This window comes from Sphingomonas yunnanensis (assembly GCF_019898765.1).
GTDB classification, from domain to species: domain Bacteria; phylum Pseudomonadota; class Alphaproteobacteria; order Sphingomonadales; family Sphingomonadaceae; genus Sphingomonas; species Sphingomonas yunnanensis.
In genome coordinates, this window is record NZ_JAIOKB010000003.1 from 188,779 (window position 1) to 215,371 (window position 26,593).

Consider the following 26,593-nt stretch of genomic DNA (forward strand, 5'->3'; position numbering starts at 1 on the left):
CGGCGGCAGCCATGTCTGCAACTTCGGTCTACGCTCCACGCTCAGATATCAAGATGAACGAACTTACGACGATAGACCGCGGGCAAGCGGTTCCGAGTGACCGCTCCTGGGTCCCGCGGCACGATTGGCGGGGTTACAACCACACGTTCTCGACCTGAGCCGCTCAGGCTTTCTGCAGAATCTGATGGTCAGCGCAGGCGTCCGTCAGTGACGTGCCATGCTCCATAAAGGCCTGCCGCATCGCTGCGGCAAGCCGGTGGCACAGGCTTTCTCACCCTTATGGATGGTCAGGCTGAATCGACCGTTTTCTCGATGTCGGCCACGGGGCGACCCGCGAGGTCCTTCGAGACTTCCGCGACCAGCTTGGCGCTCAACGTCGCGTGATAGTGCTTGCGCAGTTCGCCTAGAGTGCGCGGTGCGGCGATCACGACCAGCTCATCGACCGAGCCACTCATCACCTTATGATTGAGGAGCTCGGCGGCGCCAGCAGCGAAGGCGTCCTCATCCTGCTGGCTGTCCGACGGGTTGGCGGAACTGCTCGCGTGCCGTCCGCCCGACCCCTTGTTTTCAGTTGATACGTCGCCGGCCGGCCGCTCGCTGAGCTTCAGTGATCCCGCATCACCAGTGTTCGAGAAAAGCCGAAGGTGCTCACCGTCGACAACCGCAACGAGCGCGCCCTTTTTCAGGTCTACCATGATGTTTCCAATGGTTGTTCGCAGACATGGGGTAACTCCCTTCCGCCTGGACGGTTCATCTCGGATACCGATCGGATTCGGCGTCAGCTCACCACGATCTGCCGTCCTACTCAGCCGAATCCTCCATCGCCTTCCTCGGCGGGATGCCAGCCTCATTCTGAGCGGTCCCGTTTTAGCTAAGCTACCATGGACCAGGAGATGCGCGCAGCTTGCCGCTCAGGAACCCAGAGGCTATCAGCACCCTCGTGCAGAATGATCCTCTCCGCCAGGTTTTCTACCATAGCCAGGCTGCAGCCGGCCTGGACGTGGACATCGACCAGATCATCGCCACGGCGAAGCGGAACAACGGCATGGATGGCATCACCGGCGTGATGTTCTTCGATGGCCGCTCGTTTCTCCAGGTGCTCGAAGGCCCGGCGACGAGCGTTGCTGCCACGTTCGCCAGGGTTATGGCTGACCCGCGGCATCACAGCCTCACAGTGATCAGCGATCGTGAGGTCGCGGAGCGAGATTTCGCCTACTGGAGCATGGAATTGAGCGATCCCGAGGCCCCGTCGGAGGAAGCCATCTGGCGCCTGCGTCGCCGGCTCGAGCGGTTCTCTCCCGATCTGCACCACTACTTTTTTCGAGACACTTGCGGCTCGGATCAAGAGGTCGGCTAAGGCACTGAACCCGCGTCCGGCGGTTGGTACGCCGACGGGAGATCGGTGTGACATCTGAGCGGATCGTAGCGGTTGCATTGCTGACCCAGGACGACGTGGCCCTCTTAGGGAAAGGGTTCAAGCGGATGTTTCCGCTGCCGAACGACGCCGCGTTCGACGACCTTCTGGCTAAGCTGGATAGCGTGCATCCCGTCGGTCAAAGCTCGTCGATAACGCCGCGGCGGTAGGTACGCGTAGCTGAGAGGTCAAGCCGACCGGGAGGATCTCCTGCGATCAAACGCGGCACATGCAATATGGTCTATGCTCGTCCGAGAGTCTGCAAGAATGGCTCAATCCACCTTGCGACCGGCGCAGTCCGCATCTGCAGGGGCAACGCCGACAACGAAGCGGTGAGGACGCTCGAAGCTGAACGAATGACCAGATGTTGGCGACCGCTAGCTTCTTCTGAACGGCTGGGTTTGGGTCTTGGCATGAGCGGGGGGCGGGGGCGCGTTAGTTCCGTCGCGAACATCGTCCTGCGATGCGTTAAATAAGCGCAATTTTTGCTTGAGGGGGTGCCATAATGCTCTCGGGGGCATGCCACTGCGGGGCGTCAGCTGGACGCTTGAGGAAAATCCAGGGTCGATCACTGCCTGCAACTGCACCTTGTGTCACCGCTACGGGGCTCTCTGGCCATATGACTATGAGGGCGAGCGAGTGCGTGTGTCAGTTCATCCACCTCAGCAGAGTCACTTGAGTAGCTTTCTTTGCAACGTCACAGCAGGATCGCGGCACAGCTCGCAGCCTGCGCCGACGAACATGCGTTTCGCGACGCCATCTTTCTTTAGCTGCCAGTCGAACCAGGCTGTTGCAATCTGCGCTGCTTTTCCGCCGTTAGGCTTAAAGAAGGTACCTCCATGGCCTGCGTTCTGCAGATTAACGACGGCGGCTGGGACGCGATTGATACGCGCGTAGTCATCCATACCGTTGGCGTAAGCGATGTCTGTTGGCCCACCCAGGACGTACAGGATAGGCGTATGTAGCCGCGACAACGCGGCTTTTGGTACATCCATCTCCCGCCCTGGCGCCCGACCTGTGAACAAGCCGCTGTCGTGTATGACGACCGCCTTGATGCGAGGGTCGGACGTGGCGACGGAGAGCGCCTGAACGCCACCGCAGCTCCACCCCGACACGCCGACCGCTCGCGGGTCAAGCTTGTGGTGCAGCGGATTGCCCGGAGTGTCGTTCTGGTCGATCGCCCAACTGATTGCCTCGGTCAGCTGCGCTGCGCGGGTCGGCGAGGCGGGCGAGGCATTCGTCTCCGCCCGCGCCGGGTTGGGCTGAGGGAGGACGCCAGGCCCGGACCCAATCGTACCATTGGCGATCACGAGATAGCCGTGGCTCGCAAGCTCGGCGAGATGCAGGCGCTGGCCTGCTCCATCGCTCCGGCAACCGCCGTTCCCCCAGACGAGTATCGGCAGCTTGTGCACGCCGAGCCGTGACAGGTCGGCGGGCCGGTAGATCACGTGATCAGGCAGGGAGGGTGCCTGTTCCATGACGGAGGGGAAGGGGCCGCTCCCCGGCGTGTAGGGCAGGGATCGCGCTCTGGCTTCATCGATGCGGAGCCGCTCGTTAGCCACGGCGATGGCCGACGATTGCGGCAGCCCCTGCGCCATGCTGACAGTCGAGCATCCAACCAGGATGCTGCCGAGCATCGCGTCGATCAGGCGCTGGACCCTGCGCTGCGTCGGCGATGCAGCATCCTTCTTATGCAAGCGTCTGAGTTTGATCATCCTGGCGCTCCGTCGTGTCTTGATCCGCGAGTACCGCGTCGCTGCAACCGTTAACCCGCGAAGACTCTATTGCCTTTGAGGCGCCCCGCCACTCAGGCGAGCAGCAGGCGCCGGACCTCACCGTCCGGGTCGTCCGCCATGCGGCAGTGATCGTCGAGGATCATCGTCTGGCAGCGGCTCGATTCGGTCGCCTGCCAGGCGAGGCCGGGTTGGCTGGGGTTGCCCGTGCGGGCGAACTGCGCCCAGGCTGTCGCGGTCCGGCGCGCCAGCGCGCGAGCGGCCGGCGTGTTGCCCGTGCCTTGGTCGCACAAAGCAGTGTTGTCGAAGCAGAAGGCGAGCTCGGCGGTGTGCCAGGCGCCACACTGTCCGTCGAGTTGGGGCGACTGCCAGGTGAACCAATATTGGTAGGCGGGCGCCCCGCCAGCGTCGTGGCGCAGCTTGACCATGCGCTGCACGTTGTTGCGCTGCGCGTAGCCGCCCACGCCGTAGGACAGCGTCCGGATGCTCTTGTTCGGCTGCGCGCGCTTCATCGCCGCGATCAACGCGTCGGCCTTGGCGGCGCCGAGATCCTTCGCGAGCGAGGCGCGCCACTCCGCCTCGCTGGGGTTGGAGCTGTACGACATACCCTCCTCGCTGACCGAGCCGATCAGCAGCGGCACGTCGCGCGCCTGGGCCGGTGCGGCGTCATGGAACGAGCGCAGCGTCACGGTGGCCTCGTCGAGCGTGGGGCCCCGACCCACGCGCGGCGCGGCGCCCGACCCCATGGCGAACCAGAACGAGCGACGCATCGGCCCGTTGATCTCGCCCGCCACCTTGTTGCTCGCGTCGAACAGACGCTGCCACGGCATCGCCTGCAGCCCGGCCAGATCGCGCGGGCCGACGCCCAGCTCTTTAACGACCCGGCGGGCATAGTCGCGCGACTGTTCGCGGTCCGGAATGTTGCCACCACCGCCTGACTGGATCGCGGCACGGTGGACCATGCCGCGGGTCGACGGCATGCCGAGTAGCGTCGTGACCTTGGATCCGCCGCCGGACTGGCCGTAGATCATCACCTTGTCAGGATCGCCCCCGAACGCGGCGATGTTCTCCTGCACCCAGCGCAGCGCGGCGACACAGTCGGTCATGCCGACGTTGACCGATCCCTCGTACGCGCTGCCGCCGACCTCGGTCAGGTCGAGGAAGCCGAGCACGTTGAGCCGGTGATTGACCGACACCTGCACCACGTCGTGGTGGCGCGCCATCTGCGCGCCGTCGTGCGAGGCGAGTTCGTAGGAGGAACCGAAGCTGAAACCGCCGCCGTGAAAGTAGACCATCACCGGCCGGCTGCCGCTCAGCGCCGGCGTCCAGACGTTGAGCTTGAGCATGTCCTCCCCCTGGAATCCGTCGGTCCATTGCTGCAGGAAGGTATGCTCTTTGGCGCGGAAGCTATGGGAGGTCTGCGGGCAATTGGCGCCATAGGCGAGGGCGGGATAGGGGTCCTGCCACGGCGTCGGCGGTTTGGCAGGCAGCCAGCGGTTCACGCCGCCAGTATCATCGCCGTACGGTATGCCTTTGAAGATCAGGACGTCGTCCGAGACGTATCCACGCACCGGGCCGTATCGGGTGGGAGCGATGGCGCTTCGCGGGGTAGTGCAACGAGTCGCGATCCGCTCGCCTTGACGCGGCATCACGGCACCCGCGGGCAGCGAAGCGGCAGCACTGAATGCTGCACCACCGAAGAGCGCGGAACGCCGGCCGATAGTGACACGTGGTGGCATGCGCACTTCCTCTCCAGCCGGCATTGCGGCAATGGTATCGTTACCACCACGGTGCGTAAGCGAACGCGTTTCGTCAAGTTCTGCTCGCTATGCAGCTGCAGGCGCCCCGAGGTACGTATGTCGGCGGAGTGCCTTCTGCCGCTGTATGCACCTCGCCCCTAGAAAGGTCGCCTGCTAGAGGCGTGCCGGGAGCTCCGCCCTAAGATGGAGGCCCCCCCTGCGGTAGCTGGCAAGATGAGCGAACGTCTTGAGCTGGAACGGGCGCAGGGTGTTGGGAGCGGCCGCTTCTGGGTCACGCGCGAAGCGCATCGATCAGCGCGCGCAACGCCGGAGAGACCCGACGGTCGGGATAGTAGAGACAACAGCCGGGATAGGTTGGGCACCAGGTCGCCAGCACCTGAACCAGCCGTCCGTCGGCGACCTCGTCGGCCACGTCGTGCTCCATCATATAGCCTAGGCCCGCGCCGGCGCGCACCGCCGCGGCGGCCAGGACCTCATCGTTGACGATCAGCTGCCCCGAAACTTTGAGCCTCACGTCACGTCCTGCCTCCTCGAACTCCCATGGCAGCAGGCCACCTCCACCGAGCAGGCGGTAGTTGACGCAGACGTGACGCTCGAGCTCCGCGAGCGTCTCGGGCGGTGCGTGCCGCGCGAAATACGCGGGGGTGCCGACCACGACGGTGCGAAGGTCTGGGCCAACCGGCACCGCCACCATGTCCTTCTCGACCGCCTCGCTGAGGCGGATGCCGGCGTCGAAGCCACCAGCGACGAGGTCGATCAGTCGATCCTCGACGATCACCTCCACCGACACCTTCGGATGGTCGAGCAGGAATTGCGGCAGGCGCGGCGCCAGGATCGTGCGCGCGGCATAGCCGAAGGTCGCTAACCGCACCGTGCCGGACGGCGCGCCGCGCCAGTCCGCCAGCGATGCGAGGCCCTGCTTCACCTGCGCCAGCGCCGGATCGAGCGATTGCAGTAGCTGCTGCCCGGCGGCGCTGGGCGCCACGGAGCGTGTCGTACGGGCGAGCAGCCGCACGCCGAGCCGACGCTCAAGCGCCGCCATCGCGTGGCTCAGCGCGGAGGGAGAGAGGCCCAGCTCGGCCGCCGCGCGGGTGAAGCTGCGTGCCCTCGCGACGCTGGCGAAGGCCGCGAGATCGTCGAGGTCGCCGCGCCGCATTGATGCAGTGTGCTCACAAGCCCTTGCGAAGGGCAACGGCTAATCGGGCGGACGATCGCCGCTTACCTGCGTCCGGGAACTAGGAGTGACTCACCATGGACCTGACCTCATATCGCACGCTGGGCCGCTCGGGACTGGCGGTGAGCCCGCTGGCGCTCGGCACGATGACCTTCGGCGCGGGGAGATGGGGCGTCGAGGAGGACGGATCGCGAGCCATCTTCGACGCTTACGTCGGCGCGGGCGGAAACTTCATGGATACCGCCGACGTCTACTCGGGTGGCGAGAGCGAGGTGATGATCGGCCGCTTTCTCCGGGAGCGCGGCGGTCGCGACCGTCTGGTGATCGCCACCAAGTCGGGCTTCCCGCGCGGCGAGGGCAACCCGCTCGCCGGCGGGAACTCGGCCCGCAACATCCGTGATGGCCTCGAGGGATCGCTGCGGCGGCTCGGCTGCGGCCACATCGACATGTACTGGACGCATGTGTGGGATCGCACGACGCCGCCCGAGGAGGTGCTGCGCGCGCTGACCGATGCGGTGCGCCGCGGCGACATCCTCTATTACGGCTTCTCCAACGCACCCGCCTGGTATGCCGCGCAGGTGGCGACGCTGGCCCGTGCGCACGGGCTGCCGCAGCCGGTCGGGTTGCAGTACAGCTACTCACTCCTTGATCGTGGTGTCGAGCTGGACCTGGTCCCGGCGGGACGGGCGCTCGGTCTGGGGATGGTGGCATGGAGCCCGCTCGCCTTCGGCATGCTGACGGGCAAGTACGGGCGCGACAAGCTCGCGGCGTTCGGGCCGGCGGGCGACTTACCGAACAAGCGCGGGAAGCCGAGCAGCGGGAGCGACGGCCGATTGAACGGCGACAATCCCTACGGAGGGATGCTGTTCACCGAGGCCAACTTCGCCATCGTCGACGAGCTGCGCGCGGTGGCGGGAGAGGTTGGTCGCCCGATGGCGCAGGTCGCGCTCGCGTGGGTGGTGAACCGGCCGGGCGTCTCTTCCGTGTTGCTCGGCGCGAGCGGACCCGAGCAGGTCCGGGACAACATCGCGTCGCTCGACATCGTGCTGTCCTCACCGCAGCAGCAGCGTCTCGACGCGATGGGAGCGCTGCCGCCGCTCAACCCTTATTTTATCTTCGATCTGCCCCATGAGAGCATCTTCGGTGTCACCGAGATCACGAGCTGGGACGCCGCCAGCTGAGCGTCAGCGAAAAGTCGCGAAACACGGCGCTGCGGTGTCACATGGATGTGAGTACCGCCGGTAGCGAGCGGCGGAGGTTCGGAGTCGTGCAGAAGCAGACGCACCTCAGTGCGCGGCGGACGTGTCGACGTTCTTCCGTGGTGGCGGAGCCATCCAGATGAGCGTCGCGGAGATGAAGAAGATGCCGGCTGCCAGCGAGAAAATATGAGTGGTTGCCAGCGCGAAGCTCTCCTGGTCGACCAGGCGTTCGATCATGCCGCGACCCTGCTGCGCCGACAGCCCCGCTCGCTGAGCGTTGGCGACTACCTGGTCGGCGCCGTTCAGCAGCCCGCTAAGCTCAGCCCTGTTCGTCTGCGCCTGGTTCTGCCAGAGCGTCGCGCCGATGGACGTGCCGATCGCGGCCGCCAGCGTGCGCAGGAAGCTCATGACGCCGGCCGCGGACGCGGTCTCGCTCGGCTCCACGGCCCCCAGCGCGATGATCGTCAGCGGGACGAAGAAGAAGGGCATGCCGAGGCCCTGCACCAGCTGCGGGAAGGCGAGGATCCAGAAGTCTGCGCCGCTGAACCAGTAGGTGCGTAGCAGGGAGGTGAGGCCCAGCCAGAAGATACCGAAGCACACCAGCGCGCGCGGATCGAACTTGTTACTCAGCTTCGCGACGATGGGCGAGAAGATGACGGCCAGTACGCCGTTGAAGGCGGTCACGTAGCCGGCCTCGGTCGCGGTATAGCCCAGGCTCGTCTGCAGCCACTGCGGGATGATGACAACGGACGAGAAGAAGGTCCCGAAGCTGAAAGACAGAGCGGCGACGCTCACGGTGAAGCCGCGATGCCGGAACACCCTCAGGTCGACGATTGGGTTCCTCTCGGTCAGCTCCCAGATGAGGAACAGGACGAAGCCGATCGCCGCCACGATCGCGCATCCGACGATGAAGCTGGAGCCGAACCAGTCCTCCTCCCGGCCGAGGTCGAGCATGACCTGCAGCGCGGCGATCCAGGTGATCATGATCGCCAGGCCGAACCGGTCGATCGGCACGATCTCGGTCTTGGTCTCGGATTGACGCAGGAGCACGAACACGCCGACGATGCAGAAGATCGCGACGGGAAGGTTGATGTAGAAAATCCACGGCCACGACCAATTGTCGCTGATCGTACCACCCAGGATGGGTCCCAGGATCGGGGCGGTGACGGTCGTCATCGCCCACGCGCCCATGGCGGCCGCCTGCTTTTCCTTGGGGAAAATCCTGAGGAGCAGCGTCTGGGTCAGCGGCATGAGCGGGCCGCCGCAGAAGCCTTGTCCGATGCGGAAGGCCACCATGGCACCGAGCGACGAAGCGACACCGCACAGAGCCGAGAAGGCGGCGAAGCCGATCATCGCTGCCATGAAGACTCGGATCGTGCCGAAGCGTCTCACCAACCATCCGGTGAGAGGCACGCAGATCGCCTCCGCAACGGAGTAGGACGTGACCACCCACGTGCCCTGGGTAGGGGACACGCCCAGACCGCCCGAGATGTTAGGCACCGAGACGTTCGCGATCGTCGTGTCCAGCACGACCATGAAGTTCGTGAGGGCCAGCACGAAGCCCGCGAGAACGAGCCGGCCGCCGGTGAGCGCCGGGTCGGCTTGATCCTTCGATGGAGCAGCGTTAGCCATCCTCGAAGCCTACTCTGCGTCCGAGAGGTCGATCTTGGCGTCCATCGACAGGCCGACTCGAAGCGGATGCGCTCGGAGTTCACGGGGGTCGAGCGCGATACGAACGGGTAGTCGCTGGACGACCTTGATCCAGTTGCCGGTGGCGTTCTGCGCGGGGATGAGCGCGAAGGCCGATCCCGTGCCACCCGCCACGCCGACCACCTTGCCGTGGTATACCACGTCATCGCCGTAGAGGTCGGAGACGAGGGTGGCGGCTTGGCCGACGCGGACATGGGAGAGCTGCCCCTCCTTGTAGTTCGCGTCGACATACAGGCGATCAACCGGCACGATCGACATGGTGACGGTCCCGGACGAGAGCCGCTGGCCGACCTGGACATTCCGCTGCGCGATCACACCACCGATCGGCGCACGGACGACCGTCCGCGATACGTCGAGCTTGGCCTGCCGCAGGCGTGCACGTGCGGTGAGCACCTCCGGCGCCGTGCGACTCGTCGTGCCTCGCGTCAGCGCCGCATTGGCCGCACGGTCCCGCTCGGCCGAGGTGCGGGTGGCCTGAGCTTGCGAGACGGCAGCTTCCGCTACGACGACATTTGCCCGTGCGGTGCGTAGCGCGTTCGTGGCCGACGTGACCTCGTCGCCTGACACGGCGCCCGCAGAGACAAGCGCCTGGCGTCGCTGAAAGTCGATCTCGGCACGCTCGAGGCTGCCTCGCGCGGCCGCGAGCTGCGCGCGGGCGCTGTTCACGTCCGCCGCCCTCGCGGCCACCTGCGCCTGAAGCGCCTCGCCCGTGGCCGCAGTTTGGCCGTAGCGGCGCTCGGCCGCGGCCAGATCTGCCTCAGCTTGCGCCACTGCGATCTGGAGGTCCGCGTCGTCGAGACGTAGCAGGGGCTGTCCGGCGCGAACGGTCTGCGTGTTGCTGACGCCGACCTCGACGACCTGACCGCCCACCAGCGGCGTGACCTGCGCCGTCTCCGCAGCGACATAGGCGTTGTCGGTCGTCACGCGGCGCGAGAGCACCAGATGATCGTAGATCAAGTAGGCCGCCGCGACCGCAGCGACCACGACGGCGAAGATGATGATCAGCCGTCGGCGCCTTCCGGGAGTCGGCTGAGGCTTGTCTCCGCTGCCGCTCTCCGGCTCCTCCGCCGACGCGGGCGCTTCGGCACTAACGCCGCTCGACTGGTTCTCGTCGTCCATCATCGCGTCTCGCCGCTGGGAGTGTTGGGGTCCTGGAAGCCTCCGCCCAGTGCGCGGACGAGCTGTACGTCAAGGGTGAAGCTGCGTGCCTCGACGTCGGCGAGCGAGCGCCTGGCGCTGAGCACGTTCTGCTCGGAACTGAGCACGTTCAGGAAGGAGGACAGGCCACCGCGGTAGCGTAGCTGCGCCACCTGGTAGGCCCCTTCGGCATCATTCAGAGCCGTACGAGCATCGATTACCTGCGAGGCCAGCTGCCGGCGGCTCGTCACCGCATCCGCCACCTCGCGCAGAGCATCGATCAGCGTACGGTTGTAGGTGGCGACCGCCTCATCGTAGCCGGCGCGCGCCTGGCGGTACTGTCCGCTGCGCTCTCCACCGTCGAAGAGCGGGAGGCTCAAGGCCGGCCCGACGTCGCCGATGCTCGAGCCGCTCTTGAACAGCTTGTCTAGGCCGAGCGATTGCAAGCCGATTAGACCTGAGAGGCTGATGTTGGGATAGAATGCCGCTCGAGCGACCCTGATGCGGCTCCCAGCCGCTTCGGCGCGAGCGCGAGCGGCGACGATATCGGGTCGCCTTGCGACGAGGCTGATGCCGGCATCGCTTGGCAAGGCCGCGGCGGTCAGGATCACCTTTGGTCGCTCGATCGAGCGACCTCGGTCCGGTCCCGCTCCGACGAGGGCGGCCAGCGCATTCCTGGTGAGATCGATCTGTTCGGCGTTCGCTGCGAGCTCGACCCGGGCGGCAGGTACCGACGAGCGAGCCTGTCTAAGTTCGCCTTGCGTGTCGAGCCCAGAAGCCACTCGGTCACCGACCAGCCTCTCGGTAGCGGTTCGTACTGCCAGCGCACGGAGAAGCACGTCCTGCTCCGAGTAGAGGCGCGCTAGATCAGCGTAGGTGGCGGCAACGGACGTGGTCAGCGCGAGCGCGGTCCGGTCTGCCTCGAACCTGGCCGCCTCGGCATCCGACGTGGCGGCAGCGAAATTGGCGCGATTGCGCCCGAAGAGATCGAGATCGAAGCTGCCCTCAAGCGCGATCCTGCCCGTGTCGTTCCAACCCTTGGGCACGAACTCGGCAGGTATACCGTTGTTGTAGCTCTGCTTGTTGAGGCCAGCGGACCCCTCGGCATCGAGCGTGGGGAGGCCACGAGCGCCGGCTCGCTGAGCAGCGCCGAGCGCCGAACGCAGACGCGCGGCAGCGACCGCTATATCGGGGGAGCCCCTCAGCGCCTCGGTCATCAGCGTGTCGAGTTGCGGATCACCGTAGCCCCGCCACCAATCGCGGCGTGGCCACGCTCCGTTTCCCGCCACGCGGTCGTCGAGACTCGTGCTGCTGACGAAATCGCTCGGCTTCGCGAGTTCGGGTTTGGGCCCGAGGTTGGGCACGCCGCAGGCGGCGAGCGTCGTGGCAACGCTGAGAGCAAGAACCAACCGCATCGGCAACCGTACTCCTTGGTACGGTGCGCGCAGATGAGCCGGCGCGCTCCTCTTGTCAATCTACAATCGTACTGTATGGTACGATGATGACGCAGGCCGGAACTCGCCGAAGCCAGAGCCGGGAGGCGAGACGCGCCGCGATCGTGGCGGTGGCGAGGCAGGCTTTTCTCGAAAACGGGTATGCGGCGACCTCGATGTCGACGATCGCGAGCGAGTTGGGTGGCTCAAAGGGCACGCTGTGGGCGTACTTCCCATCAAAGGAGGAGCTTTTCGCGGCCGTGCTGGACGAAGTTACCGCGACCTTTCGGATGCACCTTGAGGACGCTCTGCGACCTGGACGGGACTGTCGCACGACCCTGGTGGACTTCGCCCAGCGCTTCCTAGGTAAAATGACGAACGCAGACACCCTTCGCCTGTCTCGTCTAATTATAGGGGAGGGCGGGCGCTTTCCGGAAGTCGGACGGCTGTTCTACGAAAGTGGGCCACGTCGTGTTCTGGAACGTCTGTCCACCTATCTCACCGAGTGTGTTGCGGCAGGACAGCTTCGCGCGTGCGACACGACTAACGCCGCCGTTATTCTCGTACAGCTCATTCAGTCTCAGCAGACTTTTGTTCTCTGGGGCGTCAAGGCTCCAATGCGCGGCGCCGAGGCTCGAACCTTCTGCGACGACATAATCTCGATTTTCTTTCGAGCTTTTGCACCGGCCGGGGCCAGTGTGTCCGAGTGAAGCGAGGCGGCGACCCGAGGTGACGTGTCGAGCAAACTCCTAGCTTTAGGTTCGACATGAACGAACGGCAGGTTTCGACGACCAAGTGGGGCCTGCTGAGTGACCGGATGTGGGTCCTTCGCCGATCCCGGGGTCAAGCTCATGAAGGCACCCCCCATCACCTCCGCGACGGTGAGGTAGGACACGGTCTAGCATCTTTCACCATTCCAAGGTAGGAGGCGGATGTGACGCTGACGATGGCACAGACCTGCCGAGCACGTTCGTATGTTGAACGTGACTCACGTGCCTTGATGCTCACTATACCCCCGGAAATAAGAATCTGAGGCGCCGACTATGACGAAGCGTGTGCAGCCGATCGGCCGCTATGTCGCTCTTCTCTGTCTTGGTACCGTCGTTCCGACGATTTTATGTTCCGCTTTGCTGTTGCAGCAGCTTGTCGCTGACCAGGGCGTGCAGGCAGCTTCGAGAGCGCAGGGCTCTGCAGACCGCCTCACGACCCTGCTCGACGGCAAGCTCCTCAATCTCACCGCCGTCGTGCAGGCGCTAGCGACGTCCCCGCTGCTCGACGACGGGAACGTCGCAGCTTTCCGCGCGCAGGCGCTGCGTGCCGCCGAAGGGCAGGATTATGGTCTGGTTCTTCAAAGCGCGGAGGGAAAGCGGCTTGTCGACACAAGCTCACCGGCTGTCCGCGCGACAACATCGCCCGGAGGGCCTCCCGCTTTTCAGGATGTTCTCGAATCAGGGCGCGCCAAGGTGTCGAGCGTCTACCCGGACGACATCATTCATCGCCCCCTTATAGCTGTCAGCGTGCCGGTCATAAAGGACGGTAAGGTTGACTACGTCCTAAGCGCCACGCAGTCGCCCTCCAAGCTTCTTGCCTCCATCAGTCCGCCAAACGTCAACCGGACCTGGCGGGTCGAGCTTGTCGACCGGGAGGGCGCTTCAGCTGCGTCAATCGGACCGTCGATCCCGCTTGGCGGACCTCACGCGGTAGCGAGGTCAAAGGTTTCTGACTGGCGGCTGGCTCTGCGCGGTCCACGCGTCGGCGCCTTCTCGGTCGCGACCGGGCGCGCGCGCGATCGCATTATCGCCTTTGGCGTCGTGACCACATTGTTCGGCCTGGCTGCTGCCGGGCTGCTCGGTCGGGCGATGTCGAGATCGCTGAAGCGAGTGCGCGACAGCGCTCACGGCCTAGCTGGCGACGGTCGCGCCACCGCGCCGGGATCCAACATCCGCGAGATCCGGGAGGTAGAGGAGGCACTGGAGAAGGTTGCCTTCCTGCTGCGAGAGCAGACGACGCAGAAAGATCAGCACGCGGCCGCCCTGGCGGATCTCAACGCGAACCTTGAGGCGAGGGTTAGTGAGGAGACGCGAGAACTCGCCCTTGCGAACGCTCGGCTGGAGCATGAGGCGGAGGAGCGCGCCGCTGTCGAGGCTCAGCTTCGACAGATGCAGAAGCTCGAAGCGGTAGGGCAATTAACTGGCGGGATCGCACATGATTTCAACAATATGCTGTCGGTCATCATCGGCAGCATCGAGCTTGCCTTGAGAAAGAGGGCGCCCGGACAGGAGCATCTAGATCGGCTCTTAGGTGACGCTCTGTCAGGTGCGCAGTCGGCGGCAGCGCTTACCCGTCAGCTCCTCGCGTTCGGCAGGCAACAGTCGCTGTCTCCCCGGAAAATCGATCTCAACGAGGTCGTCTTCGGCATGCGCGACATGCTTCAGCGCACCCTGGGCGAGAAGATCGTCGTCGACCTCCGCCTGTCCGGCGACCTCTGGCCGAGCTTCCTTGACCGGCCGCAGACCGAGAGCTCACTGGTGAACCTCGCCATCAACGCGCGCGACGCCATGCCACGGGGCGGGACGTTGACCGTTGAGACCGCCAATCTCTCGATCGACGAGACCAAGAGCCTGACCCTCGAGCATGTCGCTCCCGGTGATTATACGGTCGTCACGGTCAGCGACACGGGGACGGGCATACCCAAAGAGCTGCTCAGCCGCGTCATAGATCCCTTCTTCACGACCAAAGAGATCGGGAAGGGAACGGGGTTGGGGCTCAGTCAGGTCCATGGCTTCTTGCGCCAGTCCAATGGCTACCTGCGGATCCATTCGGAGCAGGGTTCAGGCACCTCTGTCCGCCTCTACGTGCCGCGTTACGATTCGGAGCGTGACGAGCAGCCGATCGGGGGCGTCGATCAGATCGACACCTCTGAGAAGGAGAAGATTGTCTTCGTCGTCGAGGACAATGACGTTGTGCGGGAAGCAAGCGTGAGGGGCATACGAGAGCTGGGCTATGAGGTCATCCATGCCTCGTCGGGAGAAGAAGCGCTTCGGCGCTTGGCCGTGGCTTCGAAGGTGGATCTACTCTTCACCGATGTCGTCATGCCGGGCATGAACGGCCGCGAGCTCGCTGAGGCTGCGTCGCGTGCGAAGCCTGGCATCAAAGTCGTCTACGCCACCGGCTACAGCAAAAACGTGACATTGAACGGGTTGGTCGACAAGGGCCGGCCCGTGATCGAGAAGCCCTTCACGCTGAACCAACTGGCCACGTTCCTCCATGAGGCGCTCACAGACGAGGCAGCCTAGAGTCTCAAACATCGGCGGCTCTTGCGAGCGAGATCCTCGCGCGTGCTCGAGTGACCGCTTCGAGAGGGTAGGGGGCCGCAAGCGCCCAGACCCGGACGCTCAGGGACCAATTCGTCTTCCCGGAAACAGCCTTTCGTCCAGCGCCAACACGTCGTTTCTCCATCCTCGACGGAGAAATTCGTGGAGAGCATTTGGGAAAGCGGATGCTTCGGGCCCTTTCGGCGCGATCGGCAGGGCCGCCTTAACGCTGCGGGTTCGCATTCGGGAGAGCGTCTGTTCACCCTTCCCCGAAGGACCCACGCGAACGTCGCAGTTAATCAGCCTTCCAGCAGGGCTGGGATGCCGGCTAGATTTCGTGTGGCGGATGGCTCAACCTGTCGTTGATCTATTATCGTTGACGAGCTTCAACACTGGCGAGAGGTAGGTCAATGAAGCGCCGATCAGTCCTGAGCTTACCGTTCGCGACGCTGGCCGGGGGAGCGGCGCTGCGCGCCTCTGCGAAATCGATCGACCTGACAGAGGCATTGCTCCCAGCCGAGACAAAACCTCGCTCGGGGCTGTCGGGTGCCGTGTCGGTCGCTGCCGTTAAGGCGGGCAGCGATCGCCAGGGGCGGCAGCATCAAATCGGCGTCAGCGCAACGACCTACAAGGTCGTGACGAGCGAGACGGGGGGCGACCTGTTCGTTATCGAACAGCAGAACCAGCGCCGTGGTGGCCCCCCTCTGCATGTTCATCACGGAGAAGACGAACTTTTCTATGTGCTGGACGGCGAGTATGTCGTGCAGGTCGGCGACCAGCGCTTCTCGCTCGCGAAGGGGGATTGCGTCCTTGGCCCCCGCGGCATTCCCCACGCGTGGGCCTTCACGGGCAGCTCCACGGGACGCTTGTTGTTGAGCTACGCGCCCGCCGGCAAGATGGAGGCGTTCTTCAACGCGTGGGAGCAACTGGGCTTTAGTCCCGGAGGTTATTCTAAGGAGAAGGACGCCGCCTTGTTGGAGTCCTACGGGATGAAGCGCATGGGGCCGCCAATCCAACTTTAACGCCTGTCCGATGCGCCACGCAGCGCAACGCCGGACGCCCGACACGGTGATGCCCATAACGGAAACTCGATCCTTTCCGGAAAGGTAGCGATCCGCTGCTGTCTGTTGTGGCGCTCCGCCTCGCCGGAAGCCGCCGTTCCGCTTTCCTGCCAGATTCGACCAGGTTAACGGCTTTGCGGCGTGCCATGGGTGTCGGCCGCAGACGAGCGCGAGAGCGGGCAGCAACAAACGACGCGTGACCGAAACGCCGCGGGCGCGCGCGACATCGCCCGACACTCGCCTGCTCTGACACGCGTGCGGCCGCTGTGTCGAGCACCGCCAGCAAACTAACGTTACATGATTGGTTATATTGACATTATAACCAAGCGCACCGATCAGATAACCAAATTACAAAATAATCGTTCGCAGGGTGGGTTCATTCCAAACGGGGGAATCGGGCTTTGAAGACCACATTGCTGATGCTCGCGTCCGTCTCGGCGCTGCTGGCGCCGGGGGCAGCGTTCGCGCAGGCCGAGAGCGTCGCTGTTCCTGCGCCTTCCACGGAGCCACCGGGCGCCGGGGCTGATCCCGCACCGGCCCAGGACGATGCCACCACCGCCGACATCACCGTGACCGGCTCGCGTCTCGCCTCGCGCGGCTACTCGCAGCCCACGCCGACGACCACGGTGAACCGCGACGACATCGAGAAGCTGTCCCAGCCCAACCTCTTCCAGGCGATCCGCCTGTTGCCCGCGTTGCAAGGCAGCTCGGGCCGTCAGACGCGCGGCAACAGCACCAGCAGCGGCCAGCAGGGGCTGAGTTCCTTCGCGTTGCGGGGCCTCGGCGAGCTTCGCACGCTCACGCTGCTCGACGGCCAACGGGTCACCCCCGCCAACTTCATCGGCGTGCCCGACATCAGCCAGTTCCCCCAATTGCTGGTGGAGCGGGTCGACGTGGTCACCGGCGGTGCCTCGGCGTCCTACGGCTCGGACGCGGTCGGCGGCGTGGTCAATTTCGTCACCAACAAGCGCTTCACGGGCGTGCGGGCCAACCTGCAGACCGGCATCACCACCTACGGCGACGACCCGAACCTGACCGCGCAGGTCGCCTGGGGCGGCTCCTCCGAGGACGGGCGGCTGCACGTTCAGGTGAGCGGCGAATATAGCTATGAGGGCGGCACGCCCGCCGGCGACTTCGGCGTCTCCGGCGGCGTCAACGGGCGCGACTGGTACGACGCGCCCGCCTTCCTCGGCCGCTCGAACGCCGCGACGGTCGACGGCCTGCCGCGCTACACGCTGATCAGCCGCGCGCAGCCTTTCCAATATGCCAGATACGGCCTGATCACGTCCGGCCCGCTGCAGGGCACCGCCTTCGGTCCCGGCGGCGTGCCCTACCAGTTCGATTATGGTTCGGGTGGTCGACCTCTGGGCAACGGTCAGGTGACGGGGTGCTTCAATCCCTTCTGCGTCGGCGGCGACCTCAGCGCGCAGATCGGCGAGTCGCCCAGTCTCGCCAGTCGGCTCGAGCGCGGAGTCGGCTACGGTCGGGTCGGTTTCGACGTCAGCGACGGCATGGAGGTGTTCGCCACCGCCACGCTGGCGCGCGTGCTGTCGCGCAACTTTCCCAACCGCGGCGCCGAGCGGATCGGACTGACGGTCCAGTGCGACAATGCCTTCCTCCCCGCCGCCGTGCGCGACGGCTGCGCCGCCAATGGCATCACCAGCTTCCAGTTCGGCACGGTCACCGGCCAGTTCGCTGACCCGATCACGGTGCGGACGCGCCGCGACCAGCAGCGCTACGTGCTCGGCGTCGACGGCAAGGTGGCGATCGCCGGCACCGAGTGGCGCGTCAACGCCTATGGCGCGCACGGCGTGAGCACGATCGCGGTCGACGTCAGCAACATCTCGCTGCAACCGCACTTCAACGCCGCGATCGACGCGGTGACCGCGTCCGACGGCAGCATCGTGTGCCGCAGCGCGGTCGCGCGCGCGGCGGGTTGCGTGCCGTTCAACGCCTTCGGCGACGTCACCAACTCCGCCGCGGCCTACGCCTATGTGATGCCCGAGAACGGCCCGCGGCAGCGCTCGCGCCAGGAGCAGAATGTCGCCAGCTTCAACCTGACCGGCGAGCCTTTCTCGTCCTGGGTGGGACCGGTGGCGATCGCCTTCGGCGTCGAGGGGCGAGAGGAGCTCTACCGCACCGTCGCCGACCCTTACGGCAATGGCGTGAGCGCGGCGACGCCGAACTCCGCGCTGTATCCTGCCGATCCGCTGCTCAACACCACTATCGGCAACAACTGGTACGCGGGCAACTACAAGGCCGGGCGGGGCCGCTACGGCGTCAAGGAAGCCTATGCCGAGATCAACGTCCCGATCCTCGACTCGGACGTCCTCGGCGAGGCCAACGTCAACGGCGCGATCCGCGTCACCGACTATACCACCTCGGGCACGGTCGAGGCGTGGAAGATCGGCGGCGTGTGGAAGACCCCGCTCGACGGCTTCCGCCTGCGCGCGGTGACCTCGCGCGACGTGCGCGCGCCCAACCTGAGCGAGCTGTTCGCGGCGCAGATCGTCACCAACTCGACCGTTCTGTACCGCGGCAACGTCATCAACATCCAGAACCGCGTCGCCGGCAACATCGACCTGCGGCCCGAGATCGGCCGCAGCACCGAGGTCGGCTTCGTCTATGCCGAGCCGAGCTGGCTGCCCGGCTTCGCTGTGTCGGTCGACTATTATGACATCAAGATCAGCGACGCGATCATCTCGCTCGGCGCGCAGCAGATCGTCGACCTGTGCGAGCAGGGGGCGCAGGACCAGTGCGCCGCCACCCTGCTCGACAGCCCGACACCGGGAACGAACTATGTCCAGGTCACCGCCTTCAACGCCGCCAGTATCCGCACCAAGGGTGTCGACATCGAGGCATCGTATCGCTTCCCGCTGTCCGGCGTCGGCCTGCCCGGGCGCGTCACGTTGCGCGGCCTGGCCACGCACGTCATCGAGCTGGTGACGACGTCCAACGTCGTCGGCTCGATCCCGATCGACACCGCCGGAGTCAACAGCGGCACCACGCCCGACTGGAAGGGCCTGCTGACGCAGAGCTGGGACACCGACCGCTTCAGCCTGTCCTTGACCGAGCGCTTCATCAGCGATGGCGTCTACTCCAACGAGTGGATCGAGTGCCGCAGCAGCTGCCCCGTCTCGACCAACAATAACCCGACCGTCGACGACAACAGCATGCCGGGCGCCTTCTACGTCGATCTCGGCGGCAGCTATAACTTGACCAGCGAGGTCAGCGCCTTCTTCCGCGTCGACAATCTTCTCGACAACGACCCCGTCGCGGCGCCGTCCACTGGGGTGAGTCCGGGCGTCAACTCGCTGCTGTACGACGTGCTCGGCCGCACCCTCCGGGTGGGTGTGCGCGCCAACTTCTGACGAGGGATACTCGGGCATTCCGACCGATCCCGCAGGGGCCGCCGTCAGAGCGGCCGCGCGACGCGAGGCTACCATAGCGCCCGCACCCACCGCAGGACGAGCGAAAGGACCATCGCGCTCAACGAAGGGGACAGACGCATGACCATCCGACGCTACACCGGGCTGCTGCTCGCCACCGCGGTCGTCGCCGCGCTCACCGGCGGGCCTGCCCGGGCTCAGGTCGTCGATCCGGCGGAGGGCGACCCGCAGGCGGCCTCGCGCGAGCGGTTCGACGGCACTGCCGACGCCGCTGCGGCGGATATCGTCGTCACCGGTCGCGGCAGCTCGGCCAACGGCGTGACCAACACGACCCCGGGCGGCCGCCTGATGTCGGTGCAGACCGGCACGAAGCTGCGCAACACGGTCAACCCGACGATGAAGCCGCTTGCCAACCCGCACCTGACGGCGCTGTCGCCGGGCGCGATCGATCAGGACATCCCGCATATCGTCAACCGGTACCGCGTGCCCACCTTCCCCTGGGTGGCGGACCTTGGTTATGCTTCACGACCCGATCGTTCGGCCAGGATCGGCCGGGCGTGACGCGGGTCATCGAGGAGAAGAGCGCGATGCGAGGCAGCCACACGACGGCGCGGCAGGTCGGACGCGTGATGCTGGTCGGCACGATGCTCTGCGCCTTGGCCGCGCGCGCGCAGGTCGCGGCGCCGCCGACCGCCGCCTCTGACGCCGCGATCGTGCACGCTCTGCGCGAGCGCGACGACTATCGCGCCGCGGTGCAGGCGCTGGACCAAGAGCATGACCGCTGGGTCGAGACGATCGTGCAGCTCACCGAGATACCGGCGCCGCCGTTCAAGGAGGCGGCGCGTGCGCGCGCCTACGCCGCCATGTTCGAGGAGGCGGGGCTCAGCGACGTCCGGGTCGACGAGGTGGGCAATGTACTGGGGCTGCGCCGCGGTACCGGCGCCCCCGGCGGCAAGATGGTGATCATGGCGGCGCACCTCGACACCGTCTTCCCCGCCGGGACGCCGGTGACGGTGCGTCGCGACGGCACGAAGCTTCTTGCCGCCGGCGTCGGCGACGACTCGACGGGACTGGCCACCCAACTCAGCCTGATCCGCGCGATGGCGGCGGCGAAGATCGCGACGCCGCTCGACATCCTCTTCGTCGGCAACGTCGGCGAGGAGGGGCTGGGCGACCTGCGCGGCGTACGCCACCTCTTCTCGCAACCGGCATACCGCGACCGTACCGCCGCCTTCTTCTCGATCGACGGCGCCGCCGAGGACGGCTTCACCGTGGGCGGCGTGGGCTCCAAACGCTATCGCCTCGTCTACAAGGGCCCGGGCGGGCACAGCTACGGCGCATTCGGGCTGGTCAATCCGATGGCGGCTATGGCGGCCTCCGTCACGGGCCTGTACGCGCTGCCGACGCCGGCCGACCCGAAGACGACGTACAGCGCGAGCGTGGTGAACGGGGGCACCTCGGTGAACGCGATCCCGCGCGAGGTCACGCTGGAGGTCGACATGCGCTCGGAGAGCGCCGCCGCGCTCGCGCGGCTCGAGCGCGACTTCCTCGCGGTAGTCGATCGTTCCGTCGCCGCGGAAAACGCGGCGCGCTCGGTGAAGCAGGGCGCGGTGACAGTCGAGAAGGTGCCGGTCGGCGATCGGCCCGCGGGCGCCACGCCGGTGACCGACCCGCTCGTTCGGCTCGGCATCGCCGCTTACCGCGAAGAGAAGATCGCGCCGCGACTGACCAGCAGTTCGACCGACGCGAACGTGCCGATGAGCCTTGGCATCCCGGCCGTGACGCTATCGCGCGCTGCGACCGGGGATCGCGGCCACTCGCCCGACGAGTGGATCGAGACGGCAAAAGTCCCGTCCCAGCGCGTCAAGCGTCTAGACCTGCTGCTGCTGCTCGCCGCTGCGGGGATGCGGTAAGAAGAGACTGTTCTCGGCCAAGCGCGAGTAACCACGCCTGATCGTGCGTTCTCGATTAGGCGCGCGGCACAAGCCGGTTTGATAGTGCCGTTCCTCGCCGTTCGATATCGGTATGAACGAGTGTCCGGAGCTAAGACATCGGCGGGGGCTCGTGCATGACCGCTTATGAGTTCCACGCGTCGTCACCTTCTCCTCATCTCCGCTACGATGAGAAGGCGGTTGATCGCGACAGCGGCGCCCAGAGTGCAAATTCTTCTCGCATGGCCTCGATCTTCTTGTCGATCAGGTGTCCGAAGTTAAGAGCCGGGCAGAGGCCTCTGAGTGACCGCAATTGGGTCGTCCGAACTAAGGTCGGTCGATTGGATCGGCACGGCGCAACCAAGCGGCGCGCCGTGCCGCGACGTTCCTCAGGTGAGCGCCCCACCGTCCACGTTGAGGATCCGGTAACGCGCCTCGAGCGCGGGGATGACATCGCGCACCAGCGCCTCGCCCCATGGACCGTTGTTGGCGCTGTCCGCGAACTCGGTCGTGCCCGTCGCTGTCGCGTGGTCGAACGCGACCCAGATCATCGGCGGGATCGCGCCCGTCTCCGTCAGGCGCCATATCCGCGACAGCTGCTGGCCGCCGAGCTTGTGCCCGACCCCGAACCCGCCCGCCGTATAGACCGTCGGATAGGTGCGGCGCGATGCTGGGTCATAGCCGGGCGGGGTCAGCACCCACGCCGCCACGGCCTGTCGCTCTCCGCGGAAGCGCGTCAGCGCGCGGGAGGCGATCCGCTCGTCGTGGAGGTGCGGGCGCGACGCGGTAATCTGCGCGGCCGCCGCGGGGGGCAGGCCGGCGGTGTCGAACTGGCCGGTCGCCGGTGGCGCCGCACGGTCGAGTTGCAGTGTCGGCGTCGACGCGAGCGGCAGGTGCAGGGTAATGACATCGGAGAGGAGGTCGCCTGGCCCCGGCCCGCGAGATTATAGTCGCCATCGCGGTCGAGCACCGCCTGCACGCGGTAGCTGCCGGGTGCCAGCGAGGCGAGGCTCGCCGGGAAGGCGTCTGTGGCCGCGTCGATCGTCACCGAACGCCCGGCGCTGAACCCCATCACCTCGCGCCCCGCGACTCAGACCTGACGACCGCGCTCCAGGTCGACCGCGTCGCGGTGCGCGTGCGCGCCGGTCGCCGGCGCGGCGAACACCAGCAGCCGCCCGCGCGCGTCCGCGGCGAGGCCGGGGCGCAGCGTCACGATCAGGCGCCGCGCTCCTCGGCCGCGCCGCCGAGGAGCGCGGCCGACGCCGACGCGAGCAGCAGGCGCGTCGCGCTGGACGCGCCGGGCTGCCGCGCTGCGGCGGTGCGAGTGCCTCGGGTCATCCGATCGTCCCCCGCACACCGTCGTCGCGCTCGACCGACAGGGCGCGGTCGAGCGCGGCAACCGCGTGGAGCGCGGTGGTGTCGAAGATGGGCACGGGGCTGTCGTCCTGTCCCACCAACAGCATGATCTCGGTGCAGCCGAGGATCACGGCCTCGGCGCCGGACGCGACGAGCCGCGCGATCACCGCGCGATAGGCTTCGCGCGAGGCGGGCTCGACCCGCCCGGCGACCAGTTCGTCGTAGATGATCCGGTGCACGGTCGCGCGATCCGCCGCCTCGGGGACGATCACCTCCAGGCCGAAGGCGTCGCGCAGTCGCCCCTTGTAGAAGTCCTGCTCCATCGTGAACGCGGTGCCGAGCAGGCCGACCGTCCGCAGGCCGGCGGCGACGATCCGCTCCGCGGTGGCGTCGGCGATGTGGACCAGGGGGACGCCGACCGCCCCCTGCACCTCCGGCGCCATCCGGTGCATGGTGTTGGTGCAGATCAGCAGCAGCTCCGCGCCGGCCGCCTCGAGCCGCCGCGCGGCATCCACCATCCGCGCGGTGAGACCGTCCCAATCGCCGGCGTGTTGCAGCGCCTCGATCTCCGCGAAGTCGAACGACCACAAGAGGCAGCGCGCCGAGGCGGTCGGACCCAGGCGCGCGCGGGCGCCCTCGTTGAGCAGGCGGTAATAGGTCGCCGAGCTCTCCCAGCTCATCCCGCCGATCAGGCCGATCATGCGCATCATGCCGCTCCGTTCCAGGGCTCGAGGTCGAGCAACAGCGTCGGGATCAGCTCCGGCACGGTGGGGTGGATCGGCACCGCCCGGCGGAGCTGCTCGATCGGCTGTTCGGCATTCATCATGTCGAGCACGCCGTGTATCGCCTCGTCGCCGCTGAGCCTCGCGGCGAGCGCGGGACCGGCCCGGCCGGCACCGATGATGATGGCGTCTAAGCTGCGCATGCTGGGCGTACCTTGATCGAGTGAGGCGCTGAGCCTTGTGGCAGAGGTGGCAGGGCCGCGCGAGGCGGGCACGCGCGCGATCTGACGAGGGTCAGGCGCGCGTCATGAAGGCGAGACCGATCAGGCGGCGGCAACCTTGGCGCGCCTGCGTGCGGTGCTGACCGTCAGCGAGACGGCCGAGACGAGGAAGTAGAAGGCGCCGAACCCGGCGTAGGGCGCGATGTCGGCGATGCCGACCGCGGCGGGGCCGACGGCCTTGCTCAGCATGTGCGCGCCGGCGAGACCCGACTGCGCGCCGCTCAGGATCATCGCCCATTGCGCGCCATAGGCCTTCCACCGCCGCACGCCGGTGGCGAGCTGGAAGAGACCGGACAGGACGGCCCAGACGCCGAAGACTTGCAGCACCGCGTGCGGCCCATGCGGTAGCGTCGCGGCGACCGCGACCGCGGTGACGGTGCTCACCGCGAAGTTGAGCATCTGGCTCCTGTTACGCGCGAGCCCGCCGCTCCGCGCGGCGTCGAGATAGTTCGCCAGCGCGTCCCAGGCGGGGTAGGCGACCAGCATCGCGGCGGCGAGCGCGGGCATCGTGCCAGCGATCGTGAGAGCGAGCGCCACCCAGGCCGCAGCCACCGCGAAGCGCAGGTAGTAATAGGTCGTGAGCCAGCTCAGGTCGGGCGCTTTCGCGGCGGCGGTGGTCGTCATGGCAGGATCCTTTCTGGGTGGAGGGCGCACGTCTTCCTTCCCGGCGAGCCGGGTTGGTCGGTGGCGGTCGGGTCGATCGAGGCGCGGCGGGGCTGGCCGCGGCAGCTCAGGTCAGAGGCGGAAGCGGCGCGGCAGGCACCATCGCGCCGTGGCGGCGACGGCGCCGCACCCGATGCTGTACCAGACCACCGCGTAGAGCGGGTCGTTGTAGGGGCAGCAGAAGGCGAAGACGAGGGCGCCGCAGGTGCCCGCGGCGAGGCCGGCGGCGAGCGCGCTGAGCCGCGGCTCGGTCGGGGCGGCGCGTCGCATCAGCGCGCCGAGCAACGCCATGATGGGAAGCGAGAGCACGACGATCGACGTGGCGCACACGATCCCGCTCGCCGGGTCGAGGCGGTCGAGCAGCGCGCGGTGCGCCGACCCCGTCGGCGTGACGAACACGCCGACGATCGCGGCGGCCGCGAGCGCGCCGGCGAGCGTCAGGCCCGCTCGCGTCCGCGCCGCCGGCGAGAAGGAACGGATCGCCACCGCGCAGGCCGTCACGGCGAGGAGGGCGAGGCTTCCCACCCGCCACATCAGATAGGGCGAGGCCGCCGCGTGGCTCATGTCCGGCCGCATCGCACCCATGGCCAGGAACAGCGCCAGCTCCATCCCGCACAGCGCGAGCAGGAGAGCGCCCTCGCGCACGGCGCTGCGGCGCTGAACGGGCGCGAGGCCGGACGAGAGCTCAGCGATGAGGGCATCATTCGACATCGGGGGTCTTCTCGATCAGCGTCGTGAGCCGGGCGAGGCCACGGTGGATGTTCATCTTCACGGCCGAGGGTGATAGGCCGATCCGCGACGAGGCCTCCTCGACGCTGTAGCCCTGCACCTTCACCAGCAGGATCGCCTGGGCCTGCGCCGGGCGGAGCGCCCCGAGCAGGGTGGTGAGAACCGAACTGCTGACCACCGTCGCCTCGTGGTCGCCGACCGTGACGTCCTCGGGCAGCTCGTCCTCCGGGCGTCGCGCCAGGCTCCGCAGCTGATCGACCCATTTGTTCTTGGCGATCGCCGCGAGCCACGGTGCGAAGGGGTACCGCGGGTCGTAGGTATGACGGCGTCGATGTACCGCCATCAGCGTCTCCTGGACGGCATCGTCCACCTCGCTGGCGGGCAGGCGCCGGGTGAAATAGCGCGTGAGCCACTCCGACGTCTCGGCGAGCAACCGCCGGTACGCGCCGCCATGCCCGTCCTGGGCGGCGGCCATCAGCTTGCCCCACTCGTCCGGCGCGGCGCGCGACGGTCGCTCACGGCTGACCCGCGCCGCGCGGGGCGACGACCCGGGGATCAGTCTCGAGAGGAACTCGGTTCGCATGGTCTGTTATTCGCTCGCCGCGCGATCTCGGTCACTCGCCGCGTCTCTGAATTTTGCCCAGTCGCTCGGAAGATGCTCTCGCTTGGCGGCTCTCGGATCAAGAGGTTCCGGCCGAGCGACCTCGAACGGCAGGTGCAAGGAGGTGTGATCCCGCGCATCGGCGAACGCCCCCGCGCCGCGTTCTGAGGCGGCGGTCGGTGGCGCAGGGCAGTGCCGCTACTCGGAACAACCCGAGCATGCCCGTCCGGTCGCTCAATGAGTCGCACGGCGAGGCCTATGCGCTGAGACTGCGATGCGTCCGCGGGTAGCCAGCCGTCGCTACTGGACGACCGCTGCGAGCTCCTGGAACTCCTCCGACCGCCGCGCCGTGTGCACCTCGCCGTCGCGGACCGACACGTTGAACCATGGAAGACGGTGGAGGGTTTCCGCGATACCGCCGAAGCCGCCGATGCGAACGACCAGATACTCGATACCGCCCCCGCCGCAGCCGGCCAGAGCGTCTACCGCGTGGCCTGCCACCGAGCCGTCGGCCGCTCTAACAGGAAGACCGTCGAGCGACCCCACTGAAAACAGCGCTTCGCCCGGCAGCTTGGTGCTTCGCTTCCCCTCCGCCCGCGTCGCGTCGCTGATGCGCGCACGGCGGCCCAGCCATCGCCAGATGCCGAACAGGTCAACGATGCCGAGGAACAGGTTTGAGTAGAGGAGCTGCTGCTCGCCCGTTGCGAGCCCGACGACGATCCAGCCGGCGGCGCCGATGGTGAAGACGACGAAGCCCCAGCCCGTGACGCGGGCACCGAGGTTGGCGGCGGTCATGAGCGCTGCCACACAGGTCGCGACCAGCGCCACCCAACCAGCCGTATCCGCCATCCGCCTTCTCCCAACAGCTCCGCACAGATGGAGCGACGTCGCGCCGCCTCCGCCTAGCTAAGCTGCTGGATAAGTCTCGGCGGGGATTGATCGGGCTAACTGGGATCAGGCGCCTTTCGGCAGGCCGCTAGGCCAGA

The 26,593-nt window shown here is 66.8% G+C and carries 24 protein-coding genes; 8 read left to right on the top strand and 16 right to left on the bottom strand.

The window, feature by feature from the left end; translation table 11 throughout:
* Positions 1-287: 287 nt before the first annotated feature.
* On the bottom strand, positions 288-695 hold the full coding sequence (locus K7957_RS10625; RefSeq protein WP_246616968.1) for a host attachment family protein: 408 nt from the start codon (positions 693-695) through the stop codon (positions 288-290).
* 245 nt (positions 696-940) lie between these two features.
* On the opposite strand from K7957_RS10625, the gene K7957_RS10630 reads away from it, so the two are divergent.
* Positions 941-1,357: a BLUF domain-containing protein gene (locus K7957_RS10630; RefSeq protein WP_223011962.1), complete on the top strand. Its 417-nt coding sequence runs from the start codon at positions 941-943 to the stop codon at positions 1,355-1,357.
* 728 nt (positions 1,358-2,085) lie between these two features.
* Here the strand turns inward: K7957_RS10630 and K7957_RS10635 are convergent.
* The 3 genes from K7957_RS10635 to K7957_RS10645 all read right to left on the bottom strand — a co-directional run bounded on the left by K7957_RS10635 (position 2,086) and on the right by K7957_RS10645 (position 6,063).
* Positions 2,086-3,129, bottom strand: a complete 1,044-nt coding sequence (locus K7957_RS10635; RefSeq protein WP_246616970.1) for a poly(ethylene terephthalate) hydrolase family protein — start codon at positions 3,127-3,129, stop codon at positions 2,086-2,088.
* A gap of 92 nt (positions 3,130-3,221) precedes the next feature.
* Positions 3,222-4,910, bottom strand: coding sequence for a carboxylesterase/lipase family protein (locus K7957_RS10640; protein WP_343228373.1), 1,689 nt, complete (start codon positions 4,908-4,910; stop codon positions 3,222-3,224).
* 268 nt (positions 4,911-5,178) lie between these two features.
* Complete coding sequence (locus tag K7957_RS10645; protein WP_223011964.1) at positions 5,179-6,063, bottom strand: LysR family transcriptional regulator; 885 nt, start codon at positions 6,061-6,063, stop codon at positions 5,179-5,181.
* 95 nt (positions 6,064-6,158) lie between these two features.
* Between K7957_RS10645 and K7957_RS10650 the strand changes: the two genes are divergently transcribed.
* Positions 6,159-7,262: an aldo/keto reductase gene (locus tag K7957_RS10650; protein ID WP_223011965.1), complete on the top strand. Its 1,104-nt coding sequence runs from the start codon at positions 6,159-6,161 to the stop codon at positions 7,260-7,262.
* 105 nt (positions 7,263-7,367) lie between these two features.
* Here K7957_RS10650 and K7957_RS10655 read toward each other — a convergent pair whose 3' ends face one another.
* From K7957_RS10655 to K7957_RS10665, 3 genes are read right to left on the bottom strand one after another with little or no spacing between them, the layout of a single operon-like run.
* A complete protein-coding gene (locus K7957_RS10655; protein WP_223011966.1) occupies positions 7,368-8,912 on the bottom strand; it encodes a DHA2 family efflux MFS transporter permease subunit in 1,545 nt (514 codons plus the stop codon).
* A 9-nt stretch (positions 8,913-8,921) separates the two neighbouring features.
* The gene (locus tag K7957_RS10660) at positions 8,922-10,112 is read right to left on the bottom strand and encodes an HlyD family secretion protein (RefSeq protein WP_223011967.1); all 1,191 of its coding nucleotides are present in this window, start codon (positions 10,110-10,112) and stop codon (positions 8,922-8,924) included.
* A complete protein-coding gene (locus K7957_RS10665) occupies positions 10,109-11,542 on the bottom strand; it encodes an efflux transporter outer membrane subunit (protein WP_223012254.1) in 1,434 nt (477 codons plus the stop codon). The genes K7957_RS10660 and K7957_RS10665 overlap by 4 nt, the downstream gene beginning before the upstream one ends.
* 83 nt (positions 11,543-11,625) lie before the next feature.
* Between K7957_RS10665 and K7957_RS10670 the strand changes: the two genes are divergently transcribed.
* The 6 genes from K7957_RS10670 (at position 11,626) to K7957_RS10695 (ending at position 21,237) form a co-directional block, all read left to right on the top strand.
* Positions 11,626-12,270 carry a TetR/AcrR family transcriptional regulator gene (locus K7957_RS10670; protein WP_223011968.1) on the top strand — a complete coding sequence of 215 codons (645 nt, stop codon included), beginning with the start codon at positions 11,626-11,628 and terminating at the stop codon, positions 12,268-12,270.
* A gap of 333 nt (positions 12,271-12,603) precedes the next feature.
* Positions 12,604-14,856, top strand: coding sequence for a hybrid sensor histidine kinase/response regulator (locus K7957_RS10675; RefSeq protein ID WP_223011969.1), 2,253 nt, complete (start codon positions 12,604-12,606; stop codon positions 14,854-14,856).
* Between the two features lie 428 nt (positions 14,857-15,284).
* Complete coding sequence (locus K7957_RS10680) at positions 15,285-15,896, top strand: cupin domain-containing protein (protein WP_223011970.1); 612 nt, start codon at positions 15,285-15,287, stop codon at positions 15,894-15,896.
* Between the two features lie 440 nt (positions 15,897-16,336).
* Entirely contained in the window at positions 16,337-19,306 is a 2,970-nt protein-coding gene (locus tag K7957_RS10685; protein WP_343228375.1) for a TonB-dependent receptor plug domain-containing protein, read from the top strand.
* 138 nt (positions 19,307-19,444) lie between these two features.
* Positions 19,445-19,885, top strand: coding sequence for a hypothetical protein (locus K7957_RS10690; protein ID WP_223011971.1), 441 nt, complete (start codon positions 19,445-19,447; stop codon positions 19,883-19,885).
* The gene (locus tag K7957_RS10695; protein WP_343228376.1) at positions 19,882-21,237 is read left to right on the top strand and encodes a M20/M25/M40 family metallo-hydrolase; all 1,356 of its coding nucleotides are present in this window, start codon (positions 19,882-19,884) and stop codon (positions 21,235-21,237) included. The genes K7957_RS10690 and K7957_RS10695 overlap by 4 nt, the downstream gene beginning before the upstream one ends.
* Before the next feature lie 407 nt (positions 21,238-21,644).
* Here K7957_RS10695 and K7957_RS10700 read toward each other — a convergent pair whose 3' ends face one another.
* The 9 genes from K7957_RS10700 to K7957_RS10730 form a co-directional block, all read right to left on the bottom strand.
* Positions 21,645-21,965, bottom strand: coding sequence for an alpha/beta hydrolase (locus K7957_RS10700; RefSeq protein WP_223011972.1), 321 nt, complete (start codon positions 21,963-21,965; stop codon positions 21,645-21,647).
* 380 nt (positions 21,966-22,345) lie between these two features.
* Entirely contained in the window at positions 22,346-22,468 is a 123-nt protein-coding gene (locus tag K7957_RS20555; protein ID WP_281422856.1) for a hypothetical protein, read from the bottom strand.
* A gap of 2 nt (positions 22,469-22,470) precedes the next feature.
* Positions 22,471-22,593 carry a hypothetical protein gene (locus tag K7957_RS20560; RefSeq protein ID WP_281422857.1) on the bottom strand — a complete coding sequence of 41 codons (123 nt, stop codon included), beginning with the start codon at positions 22,591-22,593 and terminating at the stop codon, positions 22,471-22,473.
* Entirely contained in the window at positions 22,590-23,318 is a 729-nt protein-coding gene (locus tag K7957_RS10705) for an aspartate/glutamate racemase family protein (protein ID WP_223011973.1), read from the bottom strand. The genes K7957_RS20560 and K7957_RS10705 overlap by 4 nt, the downstream gene beginning before the upstream one ends.
* Positions 23,318-23,536 carry a hypothetical protein gene (locus K7957_RS10710; protein WP_223012280.1) on the bottom strand — a complete coding sequence of 73 codons (219 nt, stop codon included), beginning with the start codon at positions 23,534-23,536 and terminating at the stop codon, positions 23,318-23,320. The genes K7957_RS10705 and K7957_RS10710 overlap by 1 nt, the downstream gene beginning before the upstream one ends.
* Positions 23,537-23,656: 120 nt before the next feature.
* Positions 23,657-24,238, bottom strand: a complete 582-nt coding sequence (locus K7957_RS10715) for a DUF308 domain-containing protein (protein ID WP_223011974.1) — start codon at positions 24,236-24,238, stop codon at positions 23,657-23,659.
* Between the two features lie 111 nt (positions 24,239-24,349).
* A complete protein-coding gene (locus K7957_RS10720; RefSeq protein ID WP_223011975.1) occupies positions 24,350-24,988 on the bottom strand; it encodes an NrsF family protein in 639 nt (212 codons plus the stop codon).
* A complete protein-coding gene (locus K7957_RS10725) occupies positions 24,978-25,481 on the bottom strand; it encodes a sigma-70 family RNA polymerase sigma factor (RefSeq protein ID WP_246617015.1) in 504 nt (167 codons plus the stop codon). Before K7957_RS10725 ends, K7957_RS10720 begins: the two co-directional genes overlap by 11 nt.
* Positions 25,482-25,907: 426 nt before the next feature.
* The gene (locus K7957_RS10730; RefSeq protein WP_223011977.1) at positions 25,908-26,456 is read right to left on the bottom strand and encodes a PRC-barrel domain-containing protein; all 549 of its coding nucleotides are present in this window, start codon (positions 26,454-26,456) and stop codon (positions 25,908-25,910) included.
* Between the last annotated feature and the right edge of the window lie 137 nt (positions 26,457-26,593).